Consider the following 20,844-nt stretch of genomic DNA (forward strand, 5'->3'; position numbering starts at 1 on the left):
TTTTTTTTTGGTACAATAGATAATGTAAAGAGAGATATAATGAGCTGTAGATAAGCGTTTTATCATTTAAAATTTATTATTCTCATAAACATTTTCTAAATAGTCTAGGAACCCTTCTTAACATTTATAACTATCTTCCCCAAACACTTTTCCCATTCCTAGATTATCAGATTTCTCACAAGAAAAGCGTCTAGCTCACCCGGCTAGGCTTTTTTTCTTTTTCCATACTTTTGCTATAATAGAGCCATACCGTTTGAAAGGAACTCATAAAATGACTATAGATCAGCAACTTCTTTGCTACAAACGTTTACCAAACTGGACAGCTACAACACTTCCGGAAATGGTGACGCAAAAACACAATACTAAGGTGGGAACTTGGGCTAAATTGACCATTCTATCAGGATCTCTTCACTTCTACGAATTAGATGAAGAGGGAGAGGTTACTGCAGAGCACCTCTTTACCCCCGAGACAGAGATTCCTTTTGTTGAACCACAAGCTTGGCATCGCATCGCTGCTGCTTCAGATGATTTGGAATGCTATCTTTCTTTTTACTGTAAACCTGAAGACTACATGGCTAAAAAGTATGATACTAAAGCCCATTCCGAGGTTCTTGAAGCAGTCCAATCTGGCCATATCAAACCTGGTCGTACCCTTGACCTAGGCTGTGGTCACGGTCGTAACGCTCTTTATTTGGCATCTCTTGGGCATGATGTTACAGCCGTTGATGTTAATAACGAAGCTACACAACGTATCCAAATGATTGCAGATGAGGAAAATTACAATGTTAGAGCTGGCTACTACGATATCAATGCTGCTGCTCTTCCTGAGTCTGAGACCTTTGATTTCATCCTCTCAACAGTAGTCTTTATGTTCCTTGATCCCGATCAAATTCCGGCTATTATCAAGAATATGCAAGAGCGTACTGTCGTAGGTGGTTACAATCTGATTGTCTGTGCCATGGATACCGAGGAACACCCTTGTACCATGCCTTTCCCATTTACGTTTGAGGAGGGTGAGTTGAAAAATTATTATAGTGACTGGGAGTTAGTCAAGTATAATGAAAATCTTGGTCACCTTCACCGTTTGGATGAATATGGCAATCCCATCGCACTTCAATTTGCAACCATGTTAGCTAAGAAGGTTAAATAAGAGCGAATAACTGTAGACGAGCTGAGCACAGCTTGACTTGTCTTCAAAGTAAAAACTAGGAACCCAGTCGGATTCCTAGTTTTTAATTGTTTACAATATCTGCATATCCTGATTTAAGGTCTGCATTTTCTGTTTCTTTGACATAATAGACACCACCATTGGTAGTTGGTGAATAAAGCACAAAGGGAGTCCCATCTTTTTTAATGGTGAAGAAATAACGGTGAACAGATACATTTTCCCATCTCTCGTAAACCGAAACAATGGTATACTCAGAACTGCTATTACCATTTGCAGCATATGTAGCATCCACAGTCTGGTTATGGTCCGACATCCAACGGATAGGTAAAGAAGAAGCCTCATTGGTAATTTCTTTGTATCCAGGCTGATTCATCTGATTGCCCCAAGAAACCATCAAACTAGCAAGTTGACTAGCTTTGTCATTGGTCCAACGTGGATTTTCAGTATAGGCTTCCTTGGCATGGTTAGCATCAGGTGTGTCAATACTTGCACTGCTAGATTCACTTGTCTTCGGATTTCCGGCCAATGAAGTACTTGATGTGGCACTAGCCTTCTCTGTCGATGAGAATATCGAGCTAGCCACTGTGGCAGATGACTTGGTCTGTTTGACGTTCTTCATTGAACTAGAGACTAGAGTCAAGCCAATGCCAACTACGATTGCTACTAGAGCCCCCAGAAGAATATAGATATAATTATAATTTTTCGAGATTCCAATAAGGCCAGACTGATAAGCTAATTGTAGTTCATCTGGTTTCGGTTTCCGCCCTTGAACTTGCTCAAAACGACTTATCCATTCTGCTTCTGACAGCTTTCGCATAATTTTCCTCTTCTCTTTATCAATTATCTTCCATCCTATCATAGAACAGTGATGATGACAATAGTAGAGAGAACTTGAGATTTACCTTCAACCTATTATCCTTTATTTTCAAAATAACGACGAACAATCGGTGCCACTTCTTCACCATAAAGTTTAATAGCCTTTAGAACATCTTCATGCGGCATAGAACCAATTGGGAGATGAAGCATGAAGCGATCTAGCTGTAAATCCTCAATAATACGAATGATTTTTTGAGCAACGTGAGCAGGGTCCCCAACGAACATGGCTCCGTTTGGTCCAACACTAGCATAGTACTGCTCTTTAGTCATTTCAGACCAGTGTGGGCGATCCTTAGCAATGTTATCCACTGTTTGTTTTGTTGGATAAAAATAATTTTCTATCGCTTGGAAATTATTTTCTTCAATCCAACCCCAAGAATGAGCAGCCACCTTAAGTTGTTCATCCGAATAACCATTTCGAGCACCTATCTCCTTATAAACCTCAACTAATTTTGCAAAGGCCTTTGGATTTCCTCCAATTGTAGCATAGGCAATTGGCAGACCTTTTTCCGCAATTTGAATGGTCGACTCAATGTGACCACCTGTCGCTACCCATATTGGAAAATCATCTTGGACTGCTCGCGGATACACAGGACGATTGTCAACAGATTGAGTATGCTTACCTTGCCAAGTTAAATTCGTTTGTTTTTTCACTTCCAGAAGCATATCTAGTTTTTCATTGAAAAGTTCATCATAGTCTGAAAGATCATAGCCAAAAAGTGGAAAACTCTCAACAAAAGAACCTCTACCCGCCATGATTTCTGCACGACCATTTGACAGAGCATCAATGGTTGCATACTGCTGATAGACACGAACCGGGTCAATAGATGACAAAATGGTTACTGCACTAGATAAACGAATCTTCTTGGTATTCACAGCACCTGCTGCAAGAACAATTTCCGGTGCCGATACCGCAAAATCTTCACGGTGATGCTCTCCAATCGCATAAATGTCTAGTCCAACTTGATCCGCCAATTCAATCTCTTCAACGAGTTCTCGAATACGTTGGTCATGAGAGATAGCTTTTCCAGTCGATTCTAGGAGGGTTGTTTCTCCAAAAGTTGAAATGCCAAGTTCAATCGTCATAAATCTTTCCTCCAGTAATTCTTTTATTTGTTATGAGAACAACATTATCACTAGTTAGTGATAATTACAAATAAAAAAGCCTAAGACTCTATTTTCCAAGAAAGGCTAATAGGGTTAGGCAGAAAAGAAGAACTAAAGCACCCATGACCACTAGGAGACTAAGCTTATAACCCAGAGGATTTTGAGGATTTAAACTAGTTCCAAGACCACTCCTACGAAGGACAAATAAGGGTTCTGAGGGAGATTGATTAAGGGTGTAATGCAAGAGATACCTTAAGCAAAATAGAAAGTAGAGACTCATCCCTGGAAAAATGGCAAGGGGAAGAATCATTCCCTGTGACCACCAAATCATGATTGTAAGAATGATTTGTATCAATAAGAGAGCCCAAAACAAGTAATAAATGTAGGATTGCTTTTTCATTAATATGTACCTCTCAATCTAAGATAAGTATACTCCTCCTAGCGTCCCTTATCAAGCCCATAACTCGCCTGACACCTTATTTTCTGCTACAATAGATAGGAAAGACTCAAAAAAGGAAACTGTACACATGAAATTAATTTCTTGGAATATTGATTCCCTAAATGCCGCCCTTACTAGTGATTCTGCACGCGCTCAATTATCACGCGCTGTTATCGACACCTTGGTCGCTGAAAATGCAGACATCATTGCTATTCAAGAGACAAAACTGTCTGCCAAAGGTCCGACTAAAAAGCATTTGCAAATCTTGGAAGACTACTTCCCTGACTATGACAATACTTGGCGTTCATCTGTTGAACCTGCCCGTAAAGGTTATGCTGGAACCATGTTCTTGTATAAAAAAGAATTGACACCAGTTATTACTTATCCTGAAATTGGGGCACCTTCAACCATGGACTGTGAAGGGCGTATCATCACTCTCGAATTTGACAATTTCTTTGTGACACAGGTTTACACACCAAACGCTGGCGATGGCCTCAAACGTCTGCTTGAACGTCAAATCTGGGATGAAAAATATGCGGATTATCTAGCTGAATTGGACGCTCAGAAACCAGTTCTTGCGACTGGTGACTACAATGTTGCCCACAAGGAAATCGACTTGGCTAATCCTTCAAGTAATCGTCGTTCACCAGGATTTACAGATGAAGAACGTGCTGGCTTCACTAACCTCCTCGCAAAAGGTTTCACAGATACCTACCGTCACCTCAACGGCGACGTTACAGGAGCTTACACTTGGTGGGCCCAACGTAGCAAAACATCTAAAATCAACAATACAGGCTGGAGAATCGACTACTGGTTGACTTCAAATCGTATTGCCGATAAGGTCACAAAATCAGACATGATTGACTCTGGTGATCGCCAAGACCACACACCTATCGTCTTAGAGATTGATTTATAAAATAACTCTAGACCTAAATCACAAAAAGAGTAGACCTGCTACTCTTTTACTATGCCCAATTAAGGAGAAATTATGAAAACCAAACTTAATACCACTCAAAAGCTCGTTCTGTCAGCTATTATGATGGCTCTTTACATCGCTATCCTCTTTGTATCTCAAGCCATTTCCTTTGGTGCAGTTCAGATGCGTCTGGCCACTGCTTTATATGGATTAACCTACATCTTCCCATTTTTGGTATTCCCAATTAGTCTGGCTAATGCCATCGCAAACTCTTTTGGAGGTTTGGGATTGATTGACGTGGTTGGTGGTTTCTGTGCTAGCTTTTTAACAACTGGTAGCATCTACCTCATCCGTAAAGCTAAGTTATCTAGCTGGTTCATCATCCTTCCAATCCTACTCGTTCCTGCCTTAGTGGTACCAATCTGGCTTAGTGCTTTGCTCAAACTTCCTTATTTTGCTCTCGTTATTAATCTCCTCCTAGGACAATTAGTGCCTGCAATCTTGGGAGCAGTTCTAGTACAAGAGTTAGCTAAACGAGGATATAAAGACTGACAAACAAAAATATCTCTGCACATTGCAGAGATATTTTTTAGTAATGATATGCTTTCTTGTAAGCTTCTCTTGGTGTCAGCTTGTCACCAGAGATAAGCAAACGGTAGTCAACATTAGTAGGATCTTTTTGATACTCATCAACCCAATCTTGATTCATTTCGAGGTAAAGATTATAAGTTCCCAACTCAGTCGAAACAGTACCTACTTTATAAAAATCTTTATAACGCTTTTGGTTATCCGTTTTTTTCAATTTTTCATATCGATAATAGGTTCTAGCAAAGTCAGTGAACTGGTATTCTTTCTTATCTTTTCCAGAGCCAGTTGTGACTTCAATGGTGCCCTTGTTATTTGTTAAATGCAAATCATAATCATAATCATTGTGACTATTCACTTGGAAAACACCTGAAGTAATGTCACTATCATCAGAGAATGTCTGAATGTCAGCGAACTTAGCAGCCTGCCAAGAAGTAGGGACTCCTTCATATTCACCATCACTCTGTAGACCTAGAAGTGACCAATAGTGACCGAGATAGAAGGTATTAGACTTCTCACGATCTGTCACCAGTTCACCTACCATATTAAGATTTTCAGCACCCAGACGGTATGGGTTAGAAAGATAACCAAAGACTGGGAAGAAATAAATGATGACTGTAAAGGTCAAGAGGGTCTTCATATTAATCTTATTGATAGCCCAGAAGAAATAAGCAGCTGAGAATAAGAGAGCGTAAGCAGCCCCGTAGCTGAACTTATGCGCATGGGCGATCAAAAGTAAAATGAAGAAAATAGGTTGAATAGGACGGACCTTATGATAGATGATAGAGAAAACGTCCTCCTTGTCTTCCTCAGATTTGAAAATCAAGGACAAGACAATAGTCAAGAGTACAAAGAAGGCGCCAAACCCGAAACCAACATCATTTGGACGGAAGAAGTAAGCCAAGATGGACATGTCCATTACCAATAGCCAGACAGATGCAAATTTGACCATGTTGTTACCAAATTTTGCAGCTGTTTGACTTGGTGCCTTCAAAGGTACTTCGAAGGCTTGTGCAAGTGCTCTTTCTTTAGCTTGGCGTTCGGCCTCTATTGCCGCTTTCATTTCCTTAGTACGGCGTTCCTTTTGGAACAAATGGGCAACCTTGGTCGGTTCATCTTGTCTCGACTTGGTAATGCTCAAAAAGAGCAAATATTGCATAGCAAAGATGAGAGCTGTGTTCCCACCGTATTCTAGGAAGGAACCATTCCAAATACTAGAAACAACTGCAAAAACGATATAACCTCCAATTGAGATTAAAACCGTCAAGAGCAAATGAATCCAACGATAGCGGTAAGTGTATTTATCAGTTGTATCTCGCCTCAAAAACGTGTCACGTGGGTAAAGATACCAGATAACGAAGATAAGTTCAATGGCTTGAACTGCTGTTAAAAAACCAACGTAGTTGAAGCCAAAAACGGCTGCTACCACATTGATGAGATAGGAAATAATGGCCAAAACTCGCAGACTGGTGCGCTTAGACAAGAGTCCAATACTCATCAGGGTGATAGTTGAGAAGGCAGAAAAACCAGCGCCCATCTTATTATCAAAGATAAACACATTGACAAAGGCAAAAATCAAGATTCCTAAAAGAGTTAAGACTTGTTTTTGCATTTCTTTTTTCTTTTCTTTCATATTTTCCCTCCTTATGGAAATGATAACGTTTCCGTACTCCTATTTTAACACAATTGTACTATTTTTGTCAGATTTAAAAAGGCATTCGGATAACCGAAGGCCTTTTTCATTTGTTATCTATTGCTTCAATCTTGAGGAACACAAAATCCCCATCAAAGCGTTGAATGTACTTTTGAAAACCTAATAAACTAAAGGTTTCAATCTCATAACGGACCTGATCAACACCATCACTAGTGCTTTCTTCAAGCAATTTTAGTTTTGGAATATCGGATTCCAAGACATCACGGTAAAGTCCTTTATACTCAAAGGTAATTCGAGCCCACTCGTTACCAGAAAGCATTGAGAAAGCCTGATAACGCACCTGCTCATCTGTAATAAGACGGTCTTTTTGTTCTGGACTGAGCGTGAAAGCCAAATCATTTTCAGATTTGTGAATGGTTTGGAAACGATCCACACGGAAATAACGGATTTCAGAGAACTGATAATCACAAGTAAAGTTATCATCCAGTTTGTAAGAAATACAGTAAAAATAATGGTTGTCAAAAATGACTGAAATTGGAAAGACCTTATATTCCTCCACTTTTTCTCCTGGCTTACGGTAACTAAATGACAATGGACGTTGGTCCACAATGGCATCGAAAATGGCTGAAATAGCTGGTAAGAGTGACTTATCTTGTTCCTGATAAATCTTAAGTTCTTGATAACTATCTAATTCTAGCTCAGTCAATCGCTTGATACGTCTGCGCTCCTTGTCGTCTACAGCCCTCTCAACAAAGATGTTGATTATCTCTGCTACTTCATCCTTTCGAAGGGCACGACTCTCTAAAAGAATCTTAGATAGGATAACTGCCTGGTTGTATTTAAGGTTACCATAGCCCTGTTCATACTGAGCATGGTAGGAACCGTATTTTCTGGAATACTTAACCTTCATATTTGGACGGAGTTCAGTCAAGTTCTCCTTGAGCTCACTCACATCCTCTTTAAGCGTACGCTCACTGATACCAAAGCGAGCTAGGTAGTCCGTTTTTGAAATGTCATTTCCCTTTTCCAATTCGGACATAAAGTACAAGAGACGTTTGGTTTTTGATGCTGTCATTATAAAATCCCCCTTTATAATCAAACCTCTTATTACTAAAAAATTGCTGTCTAGTTATTAATTATCATAGATAGTCATCACCAGTGGCCACGATCCACAGAATTATAACTCAAATAATAGTCCTTTTTCTTTTCGTTATACTCATAAGAAGACCGACATCCAGCTCACACTTAAGAGTATCAATGGCAAAACAAGGGTCAAAAAGAAATGTCGCTTTTCAGCTTTTTCCTCCTGAAAAGCAGATTCAAACTCTGGCCCTTGATTACTAAAAGCCGACTCGAAAGCCTAATCACCATTCTTTCGATGATCATCACTTAAATAACGTTCACTTTCTTTATTAAACATCTACTCCTCTAAATATTCTATATAACAATTTCCCAGTTTTTTCTATTGTAACAAATGAAAGCGTCATTTTCTACAGAAATACTTAAAAAGCAACCTGTCTTAGGTTGCTTAATGGTTTAACATTAGTCATTCTCAATTTTTTCAGCTTCTGTACTGAATTTTTGTGCGATGGCTTCAAGAGCTAATTCGTCTGTATCTGGAAGAGTGATGGCATCATCAGAAATCTCATCAATATTTGCATAGAATTCAATATGATTCTTCAGATTTTGGAGGTGAATTGGTGCATCACCACCGTATTCGCCATCGAGGTTAATCATCATACGATCATCACTTAGAGGCTCAATATACAGCGAGCTCGTTTTGATATAGGAAATTCTCTTATCGTAGATGTGTTTACCACCTTGGAGAATCTGACGAATGAGGTCCACCAATTCAAAGAGGTTAGCTGTCTTAACCATAATTAGTGTAAATTTACCATCATCCAGTTTAGCATCTGGGGCAATCGTTTCAAAGCCACCAACGGAATTGGTCAAGGCAACGAAAATCATGGAAAGACCACCTTCAAAGACACCCTCATCATGCGTAATGCGGACAGGAACCTTCTTAACTTGTGGCAGCAACTCTGCCCCCTTAACAAGGTAAGCCAAATAGCCAAGCACTGTCTTTAAGCGACTAGGCACACTATAGGTTAGTTCCGTAAAGGAACCCGCAGCTGCAATATTGATGAAGTATTTGTCATCATAGGCACGACCAATATCCATTTGAAGGGTTTGATTTTTAGCAATAACCTTGGCTGCTTCAACAGGATTCCCTCTTGGAATCTTCAAGGCGCGTGCAAAGTCATTTGTTGTCCCCGTTGGAATAACCGCCATTTGTGGGCGTTTTTTGAGTGGGGCAATCCCAGAAACAACCTCATTGATTGTTCCATCGCCACCTGCAGCAATAACTAAGTCAAAGCCTGCTTTGGCCGCACGAGTGGCCTCATTTTTTGCTGAGTTCTCATCTGGTGTTGTTTGAAAGGCTGACGCTTCAAAGCCAGCGCCTTCCAGAATATCCAAGACCTCGGCAACATTTTTTTTCATAATTTCTTGTCCAGATGTTGGATTATAAATTAAGCGGGCACGTTTTTGTTTCATATTGAACTCCTATAAATCCAGCAACCAAGCCTCATCTTTTACTTCAATTCCTAGGCTTTGTGCTTTTTCCAACTTACTTCCGGCATCACTACCAGCAACTACTAAATCTGTTTTCTTAGAGACAGAACCTGTCACCTTAGCACCCAGAGCTTCTAGTTTTGCCTTTGCTTCACTACGTTTAAGATGCTCCAATTTCCCTGTCAAAACAACTGTCTTACCAGATAGGATGGCATCATCTGCTACCTTTTGCCCAAGATAGGCCAAATTAACCCCGTAGGTTTCCAGTTCTTTAAGAAGAACCTGAGCTTCTTCCTTGGCAAAATAACGCTGGATGGACTTGGCAATAACCTCTCCTAAACCATCTACAGCAGCAATTGCCTCGACATCTGCACTTGCTAACTCTTGTATACTTCCAAATGCTTCTAGCAACTGCTTACTAACTTTGGCACCGACATGACGAATACCCAAACCATAGAGCAATTTCTCTGCAGAATTATCTTTTGAGGCTTGAATGGCCGAATAAAGTTTCTCAGCAGATTTTTCCTTGAAACCTTCTAATTGGAGGAAATCCTGACTGTTCAAACCATAGATATCAGCCACATCTTTAACCAACTCAGCTTTAAAGAGCTTTTCAACCACTGAAGGTCCCATACCTGCGATGTTCATGGCATCACGAGAGGCAAAATGGATGAGGCCTTCCTTAATCTGAGCAGGACAAGAAGGATTAATACAACGTAGGGCAACTTCATCTTCAAAATGTAAGAGACCACTACCACAAGATGGACATTGCGTCGGTACTTCCATCGGTTCTTGCGTTGTACGCTTGCTTTCTACTACACGAAGTACTGCAGGGATAATATCACCAGCTTTGTAGACAATAACGGTATCCCCGATACGAATGTCTTTTTCAGCAATATAATCCACATTATGAAGGGTGGCTCGACTTACCGTTGTCCCCGCTAATTGCACCGGAGTCAAATTAGCAGTCGGCGTTACTACACCCGTACGACCTACCTGCCAGTCCACTGAGAGAAGCTCTGCTTCCTTTTCCTCAGCAGGGAATTTATAGGCAATGGCCCAACGTGGTGCCTTAACTGTAAAACCTAGCTCTTCTTGCATGGCTAAACTATTGACCTTGATAACAACGCCATCAATATCGTAAGCCAAGTCATCACGATCCTGACCGACAGCTTGAATAAAGTCCCAAATTTCATCCATCGATGATGTGACAATACGTCGTGGATTAACAGAGAAACCTAGTTCTGCCACTTCATTCAAGACATCATTTTGTGTGAGACGCTCCGTTGGACTCGCTTCCTGATAAAGGAACGTCGCCAAACGACGCTCTGCAACCACTTTGGTATCCAACTGACGAAGGGTTCCGGCTGCTGCATTACGTGGATTGGCAAATTCGGCTTCACCGTTCTCCTGACGCTGGATGTTGATGCGTTCAAACTCAGCCCGTGGCAGGTAACACTCTCCACGAACGGTAATATTAAGCGGTTGGTCCAACTTGAGAGGAATGTCAGAGATACGCTTGACATTTTCAGTGATATTTTCACCGACAGAACCATCACCACGTGTCGCACCTACCTGGAGAACACCATCCACATAGGTCAGCGAGATAGAGAGACCATCAATTTTGAGTTCAGCCATATAATCAGCATTAGGAAATTCGGCCTTCACTCTCTGATCAAAGGCATCCAGTTCTTCTCGTGAAAAAGCATCCTGCAAACTATAAAGCGGATACTCATGTTGATATTTTTCAAAACCATCAAGGACCAGACCTCCCACACGATGCGTAGGACTATCTGCTTGAACATATTCAGGGTGCTCAGCCTCCAAAGCTACAAGCTCTCGATAGAGCTTATCGTAGTCTGCATCTGACACCGATGGATTATCTTCCGTATAATACTCTTTTGCATACTGGTTAAGTTTAGCAACCAGCTCTTTCATTCGTTTTTCCATAGGAACATTTTAACATAAAAGCAGAAAAAAACGCCTTTACAGACGTTAATTAGGAAACAAAATCAATGACTTTGGCCAATTTCTTAATAAGAATTGCACCAACCAAGAGAGAAGCCAATTCTCCCATAGCAACAGTGAACCAAGTTGCCCAAAATGGTGCTTGAGTAACTAGGGTCAACTCAGCCGCAATCGTCACCATGAAGAATGAGAAGTAAAAGGCAAAGAAAACATGAGACTTGTCAAAAAGGCCACCCAAAATGTCTTGGTTTTTAAAACGGTCAAAGAAATAAACACCTGAACCGACAAAGACCAATGTTGATAGGCTTCCAACAACCACATCAATCATGTTAAAGCTAAAGAAATTAGCAATCACACAGCCCAAAGTAACGGCAATGATATACTTGCGATTATAAAATCCTAAAAGATTGAACATTTCTGCAATTCGGAACTGGTAGGGACCGTAGGAAATTAAGTTAAAGGGTGGCACGACAGTCAAGACCACATAAAGGGCTGCCACAATAGCAATATGTGTTAAATCACGAACAGTTTGTTTTTTCATTTTTCCTCCATAATCAATGTTTTTATTAGCTACGAAAAATCAATAATCCCGTCAAAAGAGCCTGGATCTCACCAAGCTCTTTTTATCATCTAGGAATCATCCTCATGTTTTTTGTGTTTTTTGCTATCACTACCATCTCCAGAAAAACTCTGAATAATAGTAATCACATCTCCTCTTCTACTTTTTAGTTCACCTTGTCTAAGCTCTTGATAGGTCGCATTAAAGACGGCACCCAAAATCAAAATTCTGGCCAAGAAGATGAACCAAAGCATGAAGACGAAAATCATAATGGATCCAAATAACTTGATGTCAACCAATCGACTCAAGGTACGAATCACGTAGGTTCCAAACAAGTTGCTTAAATAACCAATCACTAAAGTCGTAAAGATAGTCCCTGGCATAACATAGCGGATTTTTCGAATCTTCACATTCGGAAGCACGAAATAAAGCACCATCATTCCCAGGAAGACAACTGCAATACTCAGAGGTTGAATACTATTTAGAATAAGCTGGGTCATCTTGGAACCAATAGGATAGGTCTGATTGACAACTCGAAGGACCGACTGAATAATCGTGGACAGCATTAGTGCAAAGGTGAGCAGGAACAAAATGACCAGACTCATGAAACCACCGATAATGTGACTAATAAAGACATCACGGTGTTCTGAAGCACCATACACCTTGTTAATCGCCTTTTGAAGGGAAGACAAGGACTTAATCATAGTCCAGAATCCCGTCAAAGAGGCAACTCCCAACAACTGTCCAGAAGGTGTCGAGAAGATATCCTGAACAACGTTGGCTGCAGGTGCATAAAACTGCTTAGGAAGATGCTCATTCATAAACTTCAATAGATCAGTCGTATCAATATTCAGATAGGGAAAGACATTGGCCGCAATGACTATGAGCGGAAAAACCGTCAAAATGAGATAGTAAGCCACTGCGATAGTTGAAATGTCTATCTCTGCACTACGATAATGCCTAAGATAAACCTGCAAAGGGCGCCACTGGAGTTTATCCAGGAGACGGGCCATTAAGCCTTGTCGTTTCATATTAGTAAGTTCTTTCTTCGCCTTGAGAAGTCAAAATTACTGGACCATCCTTAGTAATAACAAATTGGTGCTCATATTGACATGAAAGTCCACCGTCAAGAGTTTTGTGAGCCCAACCCGTTTCAAGGTCCGTATCAATTTCCCAAGTACCAGTGTTAATCATTGGCTCGATAGTCAAAACCATTCCTTCTTTGAGACGGAGACCTCGTCCGGCTACCCCATAGTTTGGTACCATTGGCTCTTCGTGCATTGTTGGCCCAACTCCGTGTCCAACCAAATCACGAACAACACCGTAACCACGACTTTCAGCGTATTCTTGGATAGCTGCCCCGATATCACCGATACGGTTACCGACTACCGCTTGTTCAATACCAAGATACATAGCCTCACGTGTTACTTCCATAAGTTTTTTAACTTCGTCAGATGGCGTTCCAATCGCATAAGCCCAACATGAGTCAGCCAAACCGCCAGAATATGATTCCGTGTATTTTTTAACCTGAGCAACATTATCAAAATCCAATTTTGACACATCGAGAACAGACTTATCAATAGGTTCTGACAAGACCATATCAACTTTCAAGAGGTCACCGTCTTTCAAAATATAGTGACGTGGAAAGGCATGTGCCACTTCGTCATTAAGGCCACAGCATGTCGCATAAGGGTAATCCATAATACTTCCCTCAACACCAATCTGAAGGGGAAGAACATTTTCTTCTTTACAACGACGACGCACATACTCTTCTACTTCCCACATGTCTACGCCTGGTTTCAAGAGATCACGTAGACCAATGTGAATACTAGCAAGAAAATCCCCTGCCCTATCCATTGCTTCAATTTCACGTGCTGATTTTAATGTAATCATTGTTTTCTCCGTTTTCTTTATATCTTTATTTTTTTAGTTACTAAGTTTTCTTAACCACAACGACTGATTTGCAGACGGTATGATTTCCGTGTGTAACCATAAGGTCCAGATGAGCTCTACGTCTGGTCTCAGCAATAATACTTGGTGTAATCGTCACCTTATCATCAATCTGAGCTGCCTGAAGAAAGTAAAACATCATCTCTTCAATCACAAGACCATTTTGCTCCTGCTTTTCCATGATACGATAGACAACCTCTTTAACCATCTCTGCAAGAACACCCTGAGTGAGGTTCCCAGAATTGTCAATCATAGTGGGCTCTACCTCAAAGCTGAAAGCATGCTTGTCCTGGTTTAGGTTAGCTATCATTTGATCGCTAAAGGTATGCAAGTTGCCACGATTATTGTCCTGAAGTTCTTCCAAAACCTGACGACGGGTTATTACACCTAGATAGTGTTTTTCTTCGTCCACAACAGGAATGATATCAAAGTCTTCAAAAATCATCTTTTGGGCAACAGTTGCCAGACTAGTCTCAAGTCGTGTCACCGTCGGCTTGGTCATGATTGCCTTAAGCATGGTCGTCGGTTGCTGATTAGACACATCCCGCATGGTCACAATCCCAATCACTTTTTCAGACTCAGATAAGATTGGAAAACGTACCAAGTTGGTCCGTTTAACCAAATTCTGAAAATCCCTGACCGTCATTTCTGGAGTCATGTAGTTGTAGTCTTCTCGTCTGGTATAGACTTGAGCTACAGTCTTGATGTCTGTTTTGATGCGGACATTCGAAAGCGCCTGGTTAATCATAGTTGCCACGGTAAAAGTATCGTATGTTGTTACCATGACCGGAAATTGCTTCAAACGAGAAAGCTCTTTTACCCTATCGGAAACCTGAAAGCCCCCCGTCACTAGAATAGCATTATTGTGTTCCAGGGCAAGCAATTGAATATCCTCACGGTCCCCAACAATAAGAAGGTCTCCCTTGGTTAGATAACGGGTGATATTCTCAATAGTCATGGCTCCAATATAGAACTTACTGAAGACACGTTCCAGACCTTCATGACCAGAGATAACCTCAGACTCTGTAATCTCTGCAATCTCCGCAAAGGTCAGCCTGTCAAGGCGAACTTGGACTTTCTTTTCAATTCGAACCGTCCCACTCCGAGGACGTGTCTCAACCAACCCTCGATTTTCAGCTTCTTTAATTGCTCGATAGGCAGTTCCATCAGAAACCTGTAAGTGATTCGAAATACTACGCACACTAACACGCTTACCGATAGGCAAGGCCTCAAGATAATCTAGAATTTCTTGATGTTTACTCACAGTTCTCCTCCTTCTCAAAGCGGAGATAATCACGCATGGTACGAGTGTATCGGTCTGCTCCCTTAAAGCGAGACACAAGTTTAAAGCCAGATTTTTCCGCTACACGAATCGATGCCTTATTTTCCAAATGTGCAATAAGGATAATACGATCCATTCCCATAGCTGTCAAAGCCAAATCTGACAGACAGGTAACCGCCTCAGTCATTAGACCTCTACCCCAGTAAGAGGCATTCAGAAAATAGCCAAGCTCTGCAGTCCGTTTCTGGACATCAATCTTCTCAAAACGAACGACGCCAATCATCTTATCTAACTCTTTATCTACAATGGCCCATACACCTAGAGGCTCCTTCATGAAATAATGGACCAAAAGGCAATCCGTTTCATGCTGTGTTTGAGTGGCAGGAAAGAAAAATTGTAGATTCTGAGGATTTGATACAATTTCGTATAAATCAAAACGATCCAAAAAGATGAGTGGTCTAAAAGAAAGGCGCTCCGACTCAAAAAAGGCAAAAGCACCCAGACTAGTCCAAATATCCATGATAGTATTATAACACAGTTTTAGAAATGGAAAAAGGCTCAACCACTAGGGGTTGAACCTTAGACTTAATCTTCAATCAAACGAATATCTGCACCAAGGTCAGAAAGTTTCTCAATGATATTTGAATACCCGCGAAGGATAAACTCAATATTGGTAATTTCAGTTTGACCTTCTGCCATAAGACCTGCCGTAACAAGCGCCGCACCCGCACGTAAATCACTAGCTTTTACTGGTACACCTGAGAGTTGCGTTGGACCGTTATAAACAATCTGTCCACCGAGTACTTGAATATCAGCTCCCATACGAGCCAATTCAGGAACGTGGTTCACACGTTTTTCATAAATTGTATCTATGATTTTTCCTCGACCACTTGCTTTCAATAACAACGGTGTCATCGGTTGTTGTAAATCTGTTGCAAAACCTGGATAAGGCGACGTCTTAATGTCAACAGGTTTTAGATTACCTTGCTCTTCCACAAAGATGGCATCTTCTTCAACTGTCATACGAACACCCATTGCTTCAAGTTTAGCAATAAAACTTTCAAGGTGTTCATAAAGAACATTTTTAACCTTAACTCCCTTACCGATAGCCGCGGCCATAGCAATGTAAGAACCCGCTTCAATACGGTCTGGAATAACTTGGTGACGAGTGCCATGTAAGCTCTCTACACCGTCAATCGTGATAACCTCTGTACCAGCGCCACGTACACGTGCGCCCATATTGTTAAGAAGAGTTGCTACATCAATAATCTCAGGTTCACGCGCCGCATTTTCAATAACCGTACGACCCTCAGCCTTAGCTGCTGCCAACATGGTATTGATAGTCGCTCCAACACTGACCGTATCCATGTAAATATGAGCACCCTTAATGCATTGACCAGCATCAGTCGCAATACGCATAGACTCCGCTTCATAGGAAATGCTAGCACCCATCGCTTCAAACGCCTTAAGGTGAAGGTCAATAGGACGTGGTCCCAAATCACAGCCACCTGGCAAACCTACTGTTGCCTGTCCGTAACGTCCAAGCAAGCTACCGTAGAAATAGTAAGAAGCACGAAGGCTGTTAATCTTACCAAATGGCATTGGCATATCCTTAACGCCTCGTGGATCAATTTCAAGTGTTTCGCCATCACGCTTAACAGAACCACCCATTACTTCTATAATTTCAATGAGGTTATCGACGTCGCTGATTGCTGGTACCCCGTCAAGAGTAACCACTCCATCAGATAAAATAATAGCTGGAATCAATGCAACAACTGAATTTTTAGCCCCTGATACTGTAACTTCTCCCTGAAGTTTCTTACCACCATTGATGATAATTTTACGCATACTGTTCAATCTTTCTTATACTGGAATATTAGCCTTTACATTCTACCATAGATTGAGGTGCATGACAAATTAAGAACTCTAACAATTATCGGACAGTTTCACTTGACCACTTAAACCACCCCTTAAAACGGATAGCACCGTTCTGGTCTGTTCGTAAAACCTTAATGTGACGTTGCTTAAAACGTTCTAATGTTTCATCATTTGGATGTTTATAACGATTGTTCTCACCAGCTGAAACAAGTGCAAGGGAGGGGTGCAACTGATCCAAAAAAGCTTCAGACGATGAGCCTTTTGAACCGTGGTGTCCAGCTTTGAGGACGCTTGCCCTTAAAGTTGGATAGCTGGCCATCAGCTCCTCCTCTCCTTCTTTTTCCAAATCACCAGTAAACAAAAAACTGCTTCCTAATAGTTTTCCGTAAAGAACTATCGAATCGTTGTTACCACCATCACCAATTTTATTGGGATAAAGAACCTGTAGCTTACTTCCCATCATGGGTAATTTGTCGCCAGCCTTTAGAGTGTGAACTGGTCGTTTTAAGGTCCGAAGTCTTTTAACAAAACTAGGTTTAGTCAAAGCCCCCTGACTGACACAGATTTCCTTAATCTTAAACCTCTTGGCCACTTCTTCCAAATCACCAATATGGTCTGTGTCCGTATGCGTCAGGACCAGGTGATCAATTTGAGACACTCCTCTAGCCTGTAGATAGGGAATCAAGGTTTTCTCTGCATTGCTCGTCTGGCTCCCCTCCTGCCATTTTTCCTTTGAACCGAAAGTCACCTTGCCACCCACATCAATTAGGATGGTATCGCCTTTCATACTCCTCAGAAAAATACTATCTCCCTGACCAACGTCAACCATAGTCACCTCATTGGTTAAAGGATGTTTGACCCAGACCATCAAAAGACCAAAAATCATCAAAAGGCAAATCCTAAACTGAGGCTTTTTCCAAAAATCAAAGAGCATAACCAATACAGCTATCATCAAGCTAAACTGTAACAAACTAGGTTTCCCTAAAATTAATGGCTGGCCTATCCAAGATTGTATCCAAGTCAAAAAGGTCTCCATCCATTCAAAAAGTGGGTTGATTTGAGAAAAGATTACCAGTCCTGAAAGGGCAAAGAAGACCGTCAAGACAGGCAAGAGAAAGTTATCAAAGACTATGGAAAATATCGCCGTCAGAATTAAACTCACCGGTTGAAAGGTCCCATAATAGTAAGTTAGAAAAGGCAAAATCCCAAGACTCAATACCAAGCTCATACAGATTGACTTTTTAAGAGATGACATCTCCTCAAAATCAAACAAACACAACAAAAAAGCATAGGAACAACTTAAAACACCTCCCACTGTTAAAAGAAAATGAGGTAAAAAGAGAAACAATAGAAGTAAGGTTATTCCCATATTATCCAGTTTTTTAATACCAAACTCCGCCAACAAACTTTGAATCAGGGAACGTAGGACTGAAGCTGTCCAACCTGTCATTAAGCCATAGCATAAGGAAAAAGGTAGCAAGATAATAAATAGATAATCTTTAGGAAGGCCCAAGCGTAGGAGTCCATAGCGAAACCATCCCAGAAAAAAGCCCACTTGCATCCCCGAAAGTGCGAATAGATGAATAATACCTAGGCTTGTGTAAAGCTGACTCTGCTCATCGAACTCCTTATCCAAATACCCAAAGAGTAGGCCTGTCATATAGTGTCTCATAGGACTAGGAAAATGTGTCTGGATATGAACCAAAGCCCTTCTCCTCAATTGATGGAAAAAAGCTAAGGGAGATAGAGATTTTTGAGACACCACATAATCCAAGCGCTCAATCTGAGCCATTCGATAAATACCTTGGCTGGCTAGATAAGACTGATAATTGAACCCTTGAAAATTACGTTGACCAGTTGCTGGGGATAACTTTATTTTCCCCTTTAATACCAGCGTTTGGCTAGTAGTCTTAAAAAAATGCTGCTCCTTCTCAGATTTGAGTCGGTAAAAGACCTGATAAGTTTGTCCCTTTGCCTTTCCGATAGCTGATAATTGCTCACCATTAACCGATAACGTATCAGCAACCAGAGTCACCTGATTGATTTCAGCAGGAGCTTGTTTATCTTGTATGGTAGCTTTGTGGTGTAAGAATAAAAAGTAGACCAAAAAGAAACTACCTACAATTCCCACCAACTTTAGGGCAGCCTTATTCTTCCAATGATGTTTCAAAAAACAGACCATAAGAAAGACAAAAGTCCCAATAGCATAAACATTAGTGACAAAAACCGTAAAATAAAGAGCAGCTATTAACAGAGCCAAGGAAAAAAGATTGATTGGAGCCTTTTTAAGCCACATAGAGGGACTCTCTGATTTTATCTAAAGTTTTTTCACCAATTCCTGAGACATTTTTCAAGTCATCTATGGATTGAAAGCCACCATGACTTTCACGATAGGCAATGATATCCTCAGCACGCTTAGCTCCAATCCCAGAAATGGTTTGCAACTCCTCTGAGGTCGCTGTATTTAAGTTAATTTTGCCATCCTTAGCACTAGTTTGCCCTCCTTTATCAGAGACCTGACCAGTTCCTGATTGACCAAGAACAGAGAGGTTTTCATCCTTAGTTGCCACATAGACAACCTCTTCGTCTGACAAGCTTGCAGCTAAGTTAACACTCTTAGCATCCGCATCCTCAGTCATTCCCCCAGCGGCTTTGATGGCATCAGTCACCCTAGCGCTTGCTTTTAAGGTATAAACACCCGGATTAGCCACAGCCCCCTTAACATCTACCGTTACTTTTGACTCATCCTTTTCACTTCCTTCAGTCTTTGACTGGGAAGACGCCTCAGAAAGAGACTGTGAGCTTTGTTTGGAGGAGGAGGTTGACAAAGCTGTCACATCTGTATAAGACGTCTCCGCCTCCATGCTGTTGCCGGCACAGTAAGTCATCCATAGGAAGAAGCAAAAAATCACCATCAGTACAGCAATAACACTCACAAACAGACAATTATCTTTGACATAGGCTAGAATCTTTTCCTTCACGCTATTCTCCTTAATTGATATATTTTCTTTCTTATTCGTAAAAAATTTGAAAAATATATCAAAAAGTAAAAAACTCCATCAGATCTATATCTGATAGAGTTATTAGCTTATTTCTGCGTTTCTTTGGCACGGTGTTTTTCAGGGTTCCAAACAAAGCTAGCTACATATGAGAAAGCCATGGTCAAAAGCACTGCAATGATAGCCACAAGACCGAGAGGTACACGGTAAATATAAGTCAATGGGTTTGGTTTTTTGCCTGTTTGATAGCTCAAAGCTTCTTCATCAAGACGATCAAATTCAGACTGGATACGACGAGCAACCTCTTGAATATTTTCGTCATTCAAACGCTTCAAATCTGAAATATCAATAGGATTACCATAGTTCATATCCACACGTTCACCTGTCAAGAGCCCCTTGAGTTCTCGAGGTCCTTGATAGACAACTGGCATAATCTTAACCTTGGCCATCTTAGCGATAACCGCAACCCCACCCTTAACATCAGAGGAATGACGGCTACCACTTGGGAACATAATCAAACTACGATTACTCTTCTTAAGCATGTTAACAGGGTACTTGATAGCTTCTTGACCTGGATTTTCACGGTCAATTGGAAAGGCGCCACACATGCGGATCCACCAACCAAAGATACGGCTCTTGAAGAGTTCTTTCTTAGCCATGAAAATAAACTGCTTAGGACGGGCTGAAAAAGCCATATAAACAGGGTCCCACCAAGTTCGGTGCGGAGCAACCAAGATATAGTTTTCATCCTTGTTCAATAATTTATCGCGATTGTGGTAATGGGCATTACCATTGATAATCCAAAGAAGGAAGACAACAAGCCCACGTAAATAAGCGTAAAACACGTTTTTACCTCTTTTTCTACAAGTTTTTTACTATTATACCAAAA

At 40.9% G+C, this 20,844-nt stretch carries 18 protein-coding genes; 3 read left to right on the forward strand and 15 right to left on the reverse strand.

All coding sequences use genetic code 11. The annotated features are described in order from the left end of the window. The first annotated feature begins 271 nt into the window (after positions 1–271). Positions 272–1,150 carry an SAM-dependent methyltransferase TehB gene (gene tehB / locus HMPREF2877_RS08225; protein WP_049545576.1) on the forward strand — a complete coding sequence of 293 codons (879 nt, stop codon included), beginning with the start codon at positions 272–274 and terminating at the stop codon, positions 1,148–1,150. An 82-nt stretch (positions 1,151–1,232) separates the two neighbouring features. Here tehB and HMPREF2877_RS08230 read toward each other — a convergent pair whose 3' ends face one another. Together HMPREF2877_RS08230 and HMPREF2877_RS08235 are read right to left on the reverse strand one after the other, a co-directional pair. Further along, positions 1,233–1,985, reverse strand: coding sequence for a DUF4767 domain-containing protein (locus HMPREF2877_RS08230; RefSeq protein WP_070579560.1), 753 nt, complete (start codon positions 1,983–1,985; stop codon positions 1,233–1,235). A gap of 95 nt (positions 1,986–2,080) precedes the next feature. After that, positions 2,081–3,130 (reverse strand): LLM class flavin-dependent oxidoreductase, encoded by a 1,050-nt coding sequence (locus HMPREF2877_RS08235; protein WP_045771953.1) that lies wholly within the window; start codon positions 3,128–3,130, stop codon positions 2,081–2,083. A 548-nt stretch (positions 3,131–3,678) separates the two neighbouring features. On the opposite strand from HMPREF2877_RS08235, the gene HMPREF2877_RS08245 reads away from it, so the two are divergent. Both HMPREF2877_RS08245 and HMPREF2877_RS08250 read left to right on the forward strand, forming a co-directional pair. Beyond that, positions 3,679–4,506, forward strand: a complete 828-nt coding sequence (locus HMPREF2877_RS08245) for an exodeoxyribonuclease III (protein ID WP_002891542.1) — start codon at positions 3,679–3,681, stop codon at positions 4,504–4,506. Between the two features lie 72 nt (positions 4,507–4,578). After that, positions 4,579–5,058, forward strand: a complete 480-nt coding sequence (locus tag HMPREF2877_RS08250) for a QueT transporter family protein (RefSeq protein WP_045768792.1) — start codon at positions 4,579–4,581, stop codon at positions 5,056–5,058. 37 nt (positions 5,059–5,095) lie between these two features. Here HMPREF2877_RS08250 and HMPREF2877_RS08255 read toward each other — a convergent pair whose 3' ends face one another. The 13 genes from HMPREF2877_RS08255 to HMPREF2877_RS08315 form a co-directional block, all read right to left on the reverse strand. After that, entirely contained in the window at positions 5,096–6,724 is a 1,629-nt protein-coding gene (locus HMPREF2877_RS08255) for a membrane protein (RefSeq protein ID WP_049553629.1), read from the reverse strand. A 106-nt stretch (positions 6,725–6,830) separates the two neighbouring features. Beyond that, positions 6,831–7,820 (reverse strand): helix-turn-helix transcriptional regulator, encoded by a 990-nt coding sequence (locus HMPREF2877_RS08260; RefSeq protein ID WP_070579562.1) that lies wholly within the window; start codon positions 7,818–7,820, stop codon positions 6,831–6,833. Positions 7,821–8,287: 467 nt separating this feature from the next. Then, the gene (locus HMPREF2877_RS08265) at positions 8,288–9,301 is read right to left on the reverse strand and encodes a diacylglycerol kinase (protein WP_021143749.1); all 1,014 of its coding nucleotides are present in this window, start codon (positions 9,299–9,301) and stop codon (positions 8,288–8,290) included. A gap of 9 nt (positions 9,302–9,310) precedes the next feature. After that, positions 9,311–11,269: an NAD-dependent DNA ligase LigA gene (gene ligA, locus HMPREF2877_RS08270; RefSeq protein WP_070579566.1), complete on the reverse strand. Its 1,959-nt coding sequence runs from the start codon at positions 11,267–11,269 to the stop codon at positions 9,311–9,313. A gap of 49 nt (positions 11,270–11,318) precedes the next feature. After that, the gene (locus tag HMPREF2877_RS08275; RefSeq protein ID WP_070579569.1) at positions 11,319–11,828 is read right to left on the reverse strand and encodes a QueT transporter family protein; all 510 of its coding nucleotides are present in this window, start codon (positions 11,826–11,828) and stop codon (positions 11,319–11,321) included. A gap of 89 nt (positions 11,829–11,917) precedes the next feature. Continuing rightward, complete coding sequence (locus HMPREF2877_RS08280; protein ID WP_045768785.1) at positions 11,918–12,877, reverse strand: YihY/virulence factor BrkB family protein; 960 nt, start codon at positions 12,875–12,877, stop codon at positions 11,918–11,920. Position 12,878: 1 nt separating this feature from the next. After that, positions 12,879–13,739, reverse strand: coding sequence for a methionyl aminopeptidase (locus HMPREF2877_RS08285; protein WP_004183173.1), 861 nt, complete (start codon positions 13,737–13,739; stop codon positions 12,879–12,881). 40 nt (positions 13,740–13,779) lie between these two features. Continuing rightward, a complete protein-coding gene (spxR, locus tag HMPREF2877_RS08290; RefSeq protein ID WP_002884454.1) occupies positions 13,780–15,060 on the reverse strand; it encodes a CBS-HotDog domain-containing transcription factor SpxR in 1,281 nt (426 codons plus the stop codon). Next, positions 15,053–15,598 (reverse strand): GNAT family N-acetyltransferase, encoded by a 546-nt coding sequence (locus tag HMPREF2877_RS08295; RefSeq protein ID WP_070579573.1) that lies wholly within the window; start codon positions 15,596–15,598, stop codon positions 15,053–15,055. The genes spxR and HMPREF2877_RS08295 overlap by 8 nt, the downstream gene beginning before the upstream one ends. A 65-nt stretch (positions 15,599–15,663) precedes the next feature. Further along, positions 15,664–16,926, reverse strand: a complete 1,263-nt coding sequence (locus HMPREF2877_RS08300) for a UDP-N-acetylglucosamine 1-carboxyvinyltransferase (RefSeq protein ID WP_070579576.1) — start codon at positions 16,924–16,926, stop codon at positions 15,664–15,666. Positions 16,927–17,011: 85 nt separating this feature from the next. Next, complete coding sequence (locus HMPREF2877_RS08305; RefSeq protein WP_070579578.1) at positions 17,012–19,252, reverse strand: DNA internalization-related competence protein ComEC/Rec2; 2,241 nt, start codon at positions 19,250–19,252, stop codon at positions 17,012–17,014. After that, positions 19,242–19,937, reverse strand: coding sequence for a helix-hairpin-helix domain-containing protein (locus HMPREF2877_RS08310; RefSeq protein WP_014632740.1), 696 nt, complete (start codon positions 19,935–19,937; stop codon positions 19,242–19,244). The genes HMPREF2877_RS08305 and HMPREF2877_RS08310 overlap by 11 nt, the downstream gene beginning before the upstream one ends. A gap of 107 nt (positions 19,938–20,044) precedes the next feature. After that, complete coding sequence (locus tag HMPREF2877_RS08315; protein ID WP_013991035.1) at positions 20,045–20,800, reverse strand: lysophospholipid acyltransferase family protein; 756 nt, start codon at positions 20,798–20,800, stop codon at positions 20,045–20,047. Positions 20,801–20,844: the final 44 nt, after the last annotated feature.

The sequence above is a fragment of the Streptococcus sp. HMSC072D03 genome (genome assembly GCF_001812855.1).
Lineage (GTDB): Bacteria > Bacillota > Bacilli > Lactobacillales > Streptococcaceae > Streptococcus > Streptococcus salivarius_D.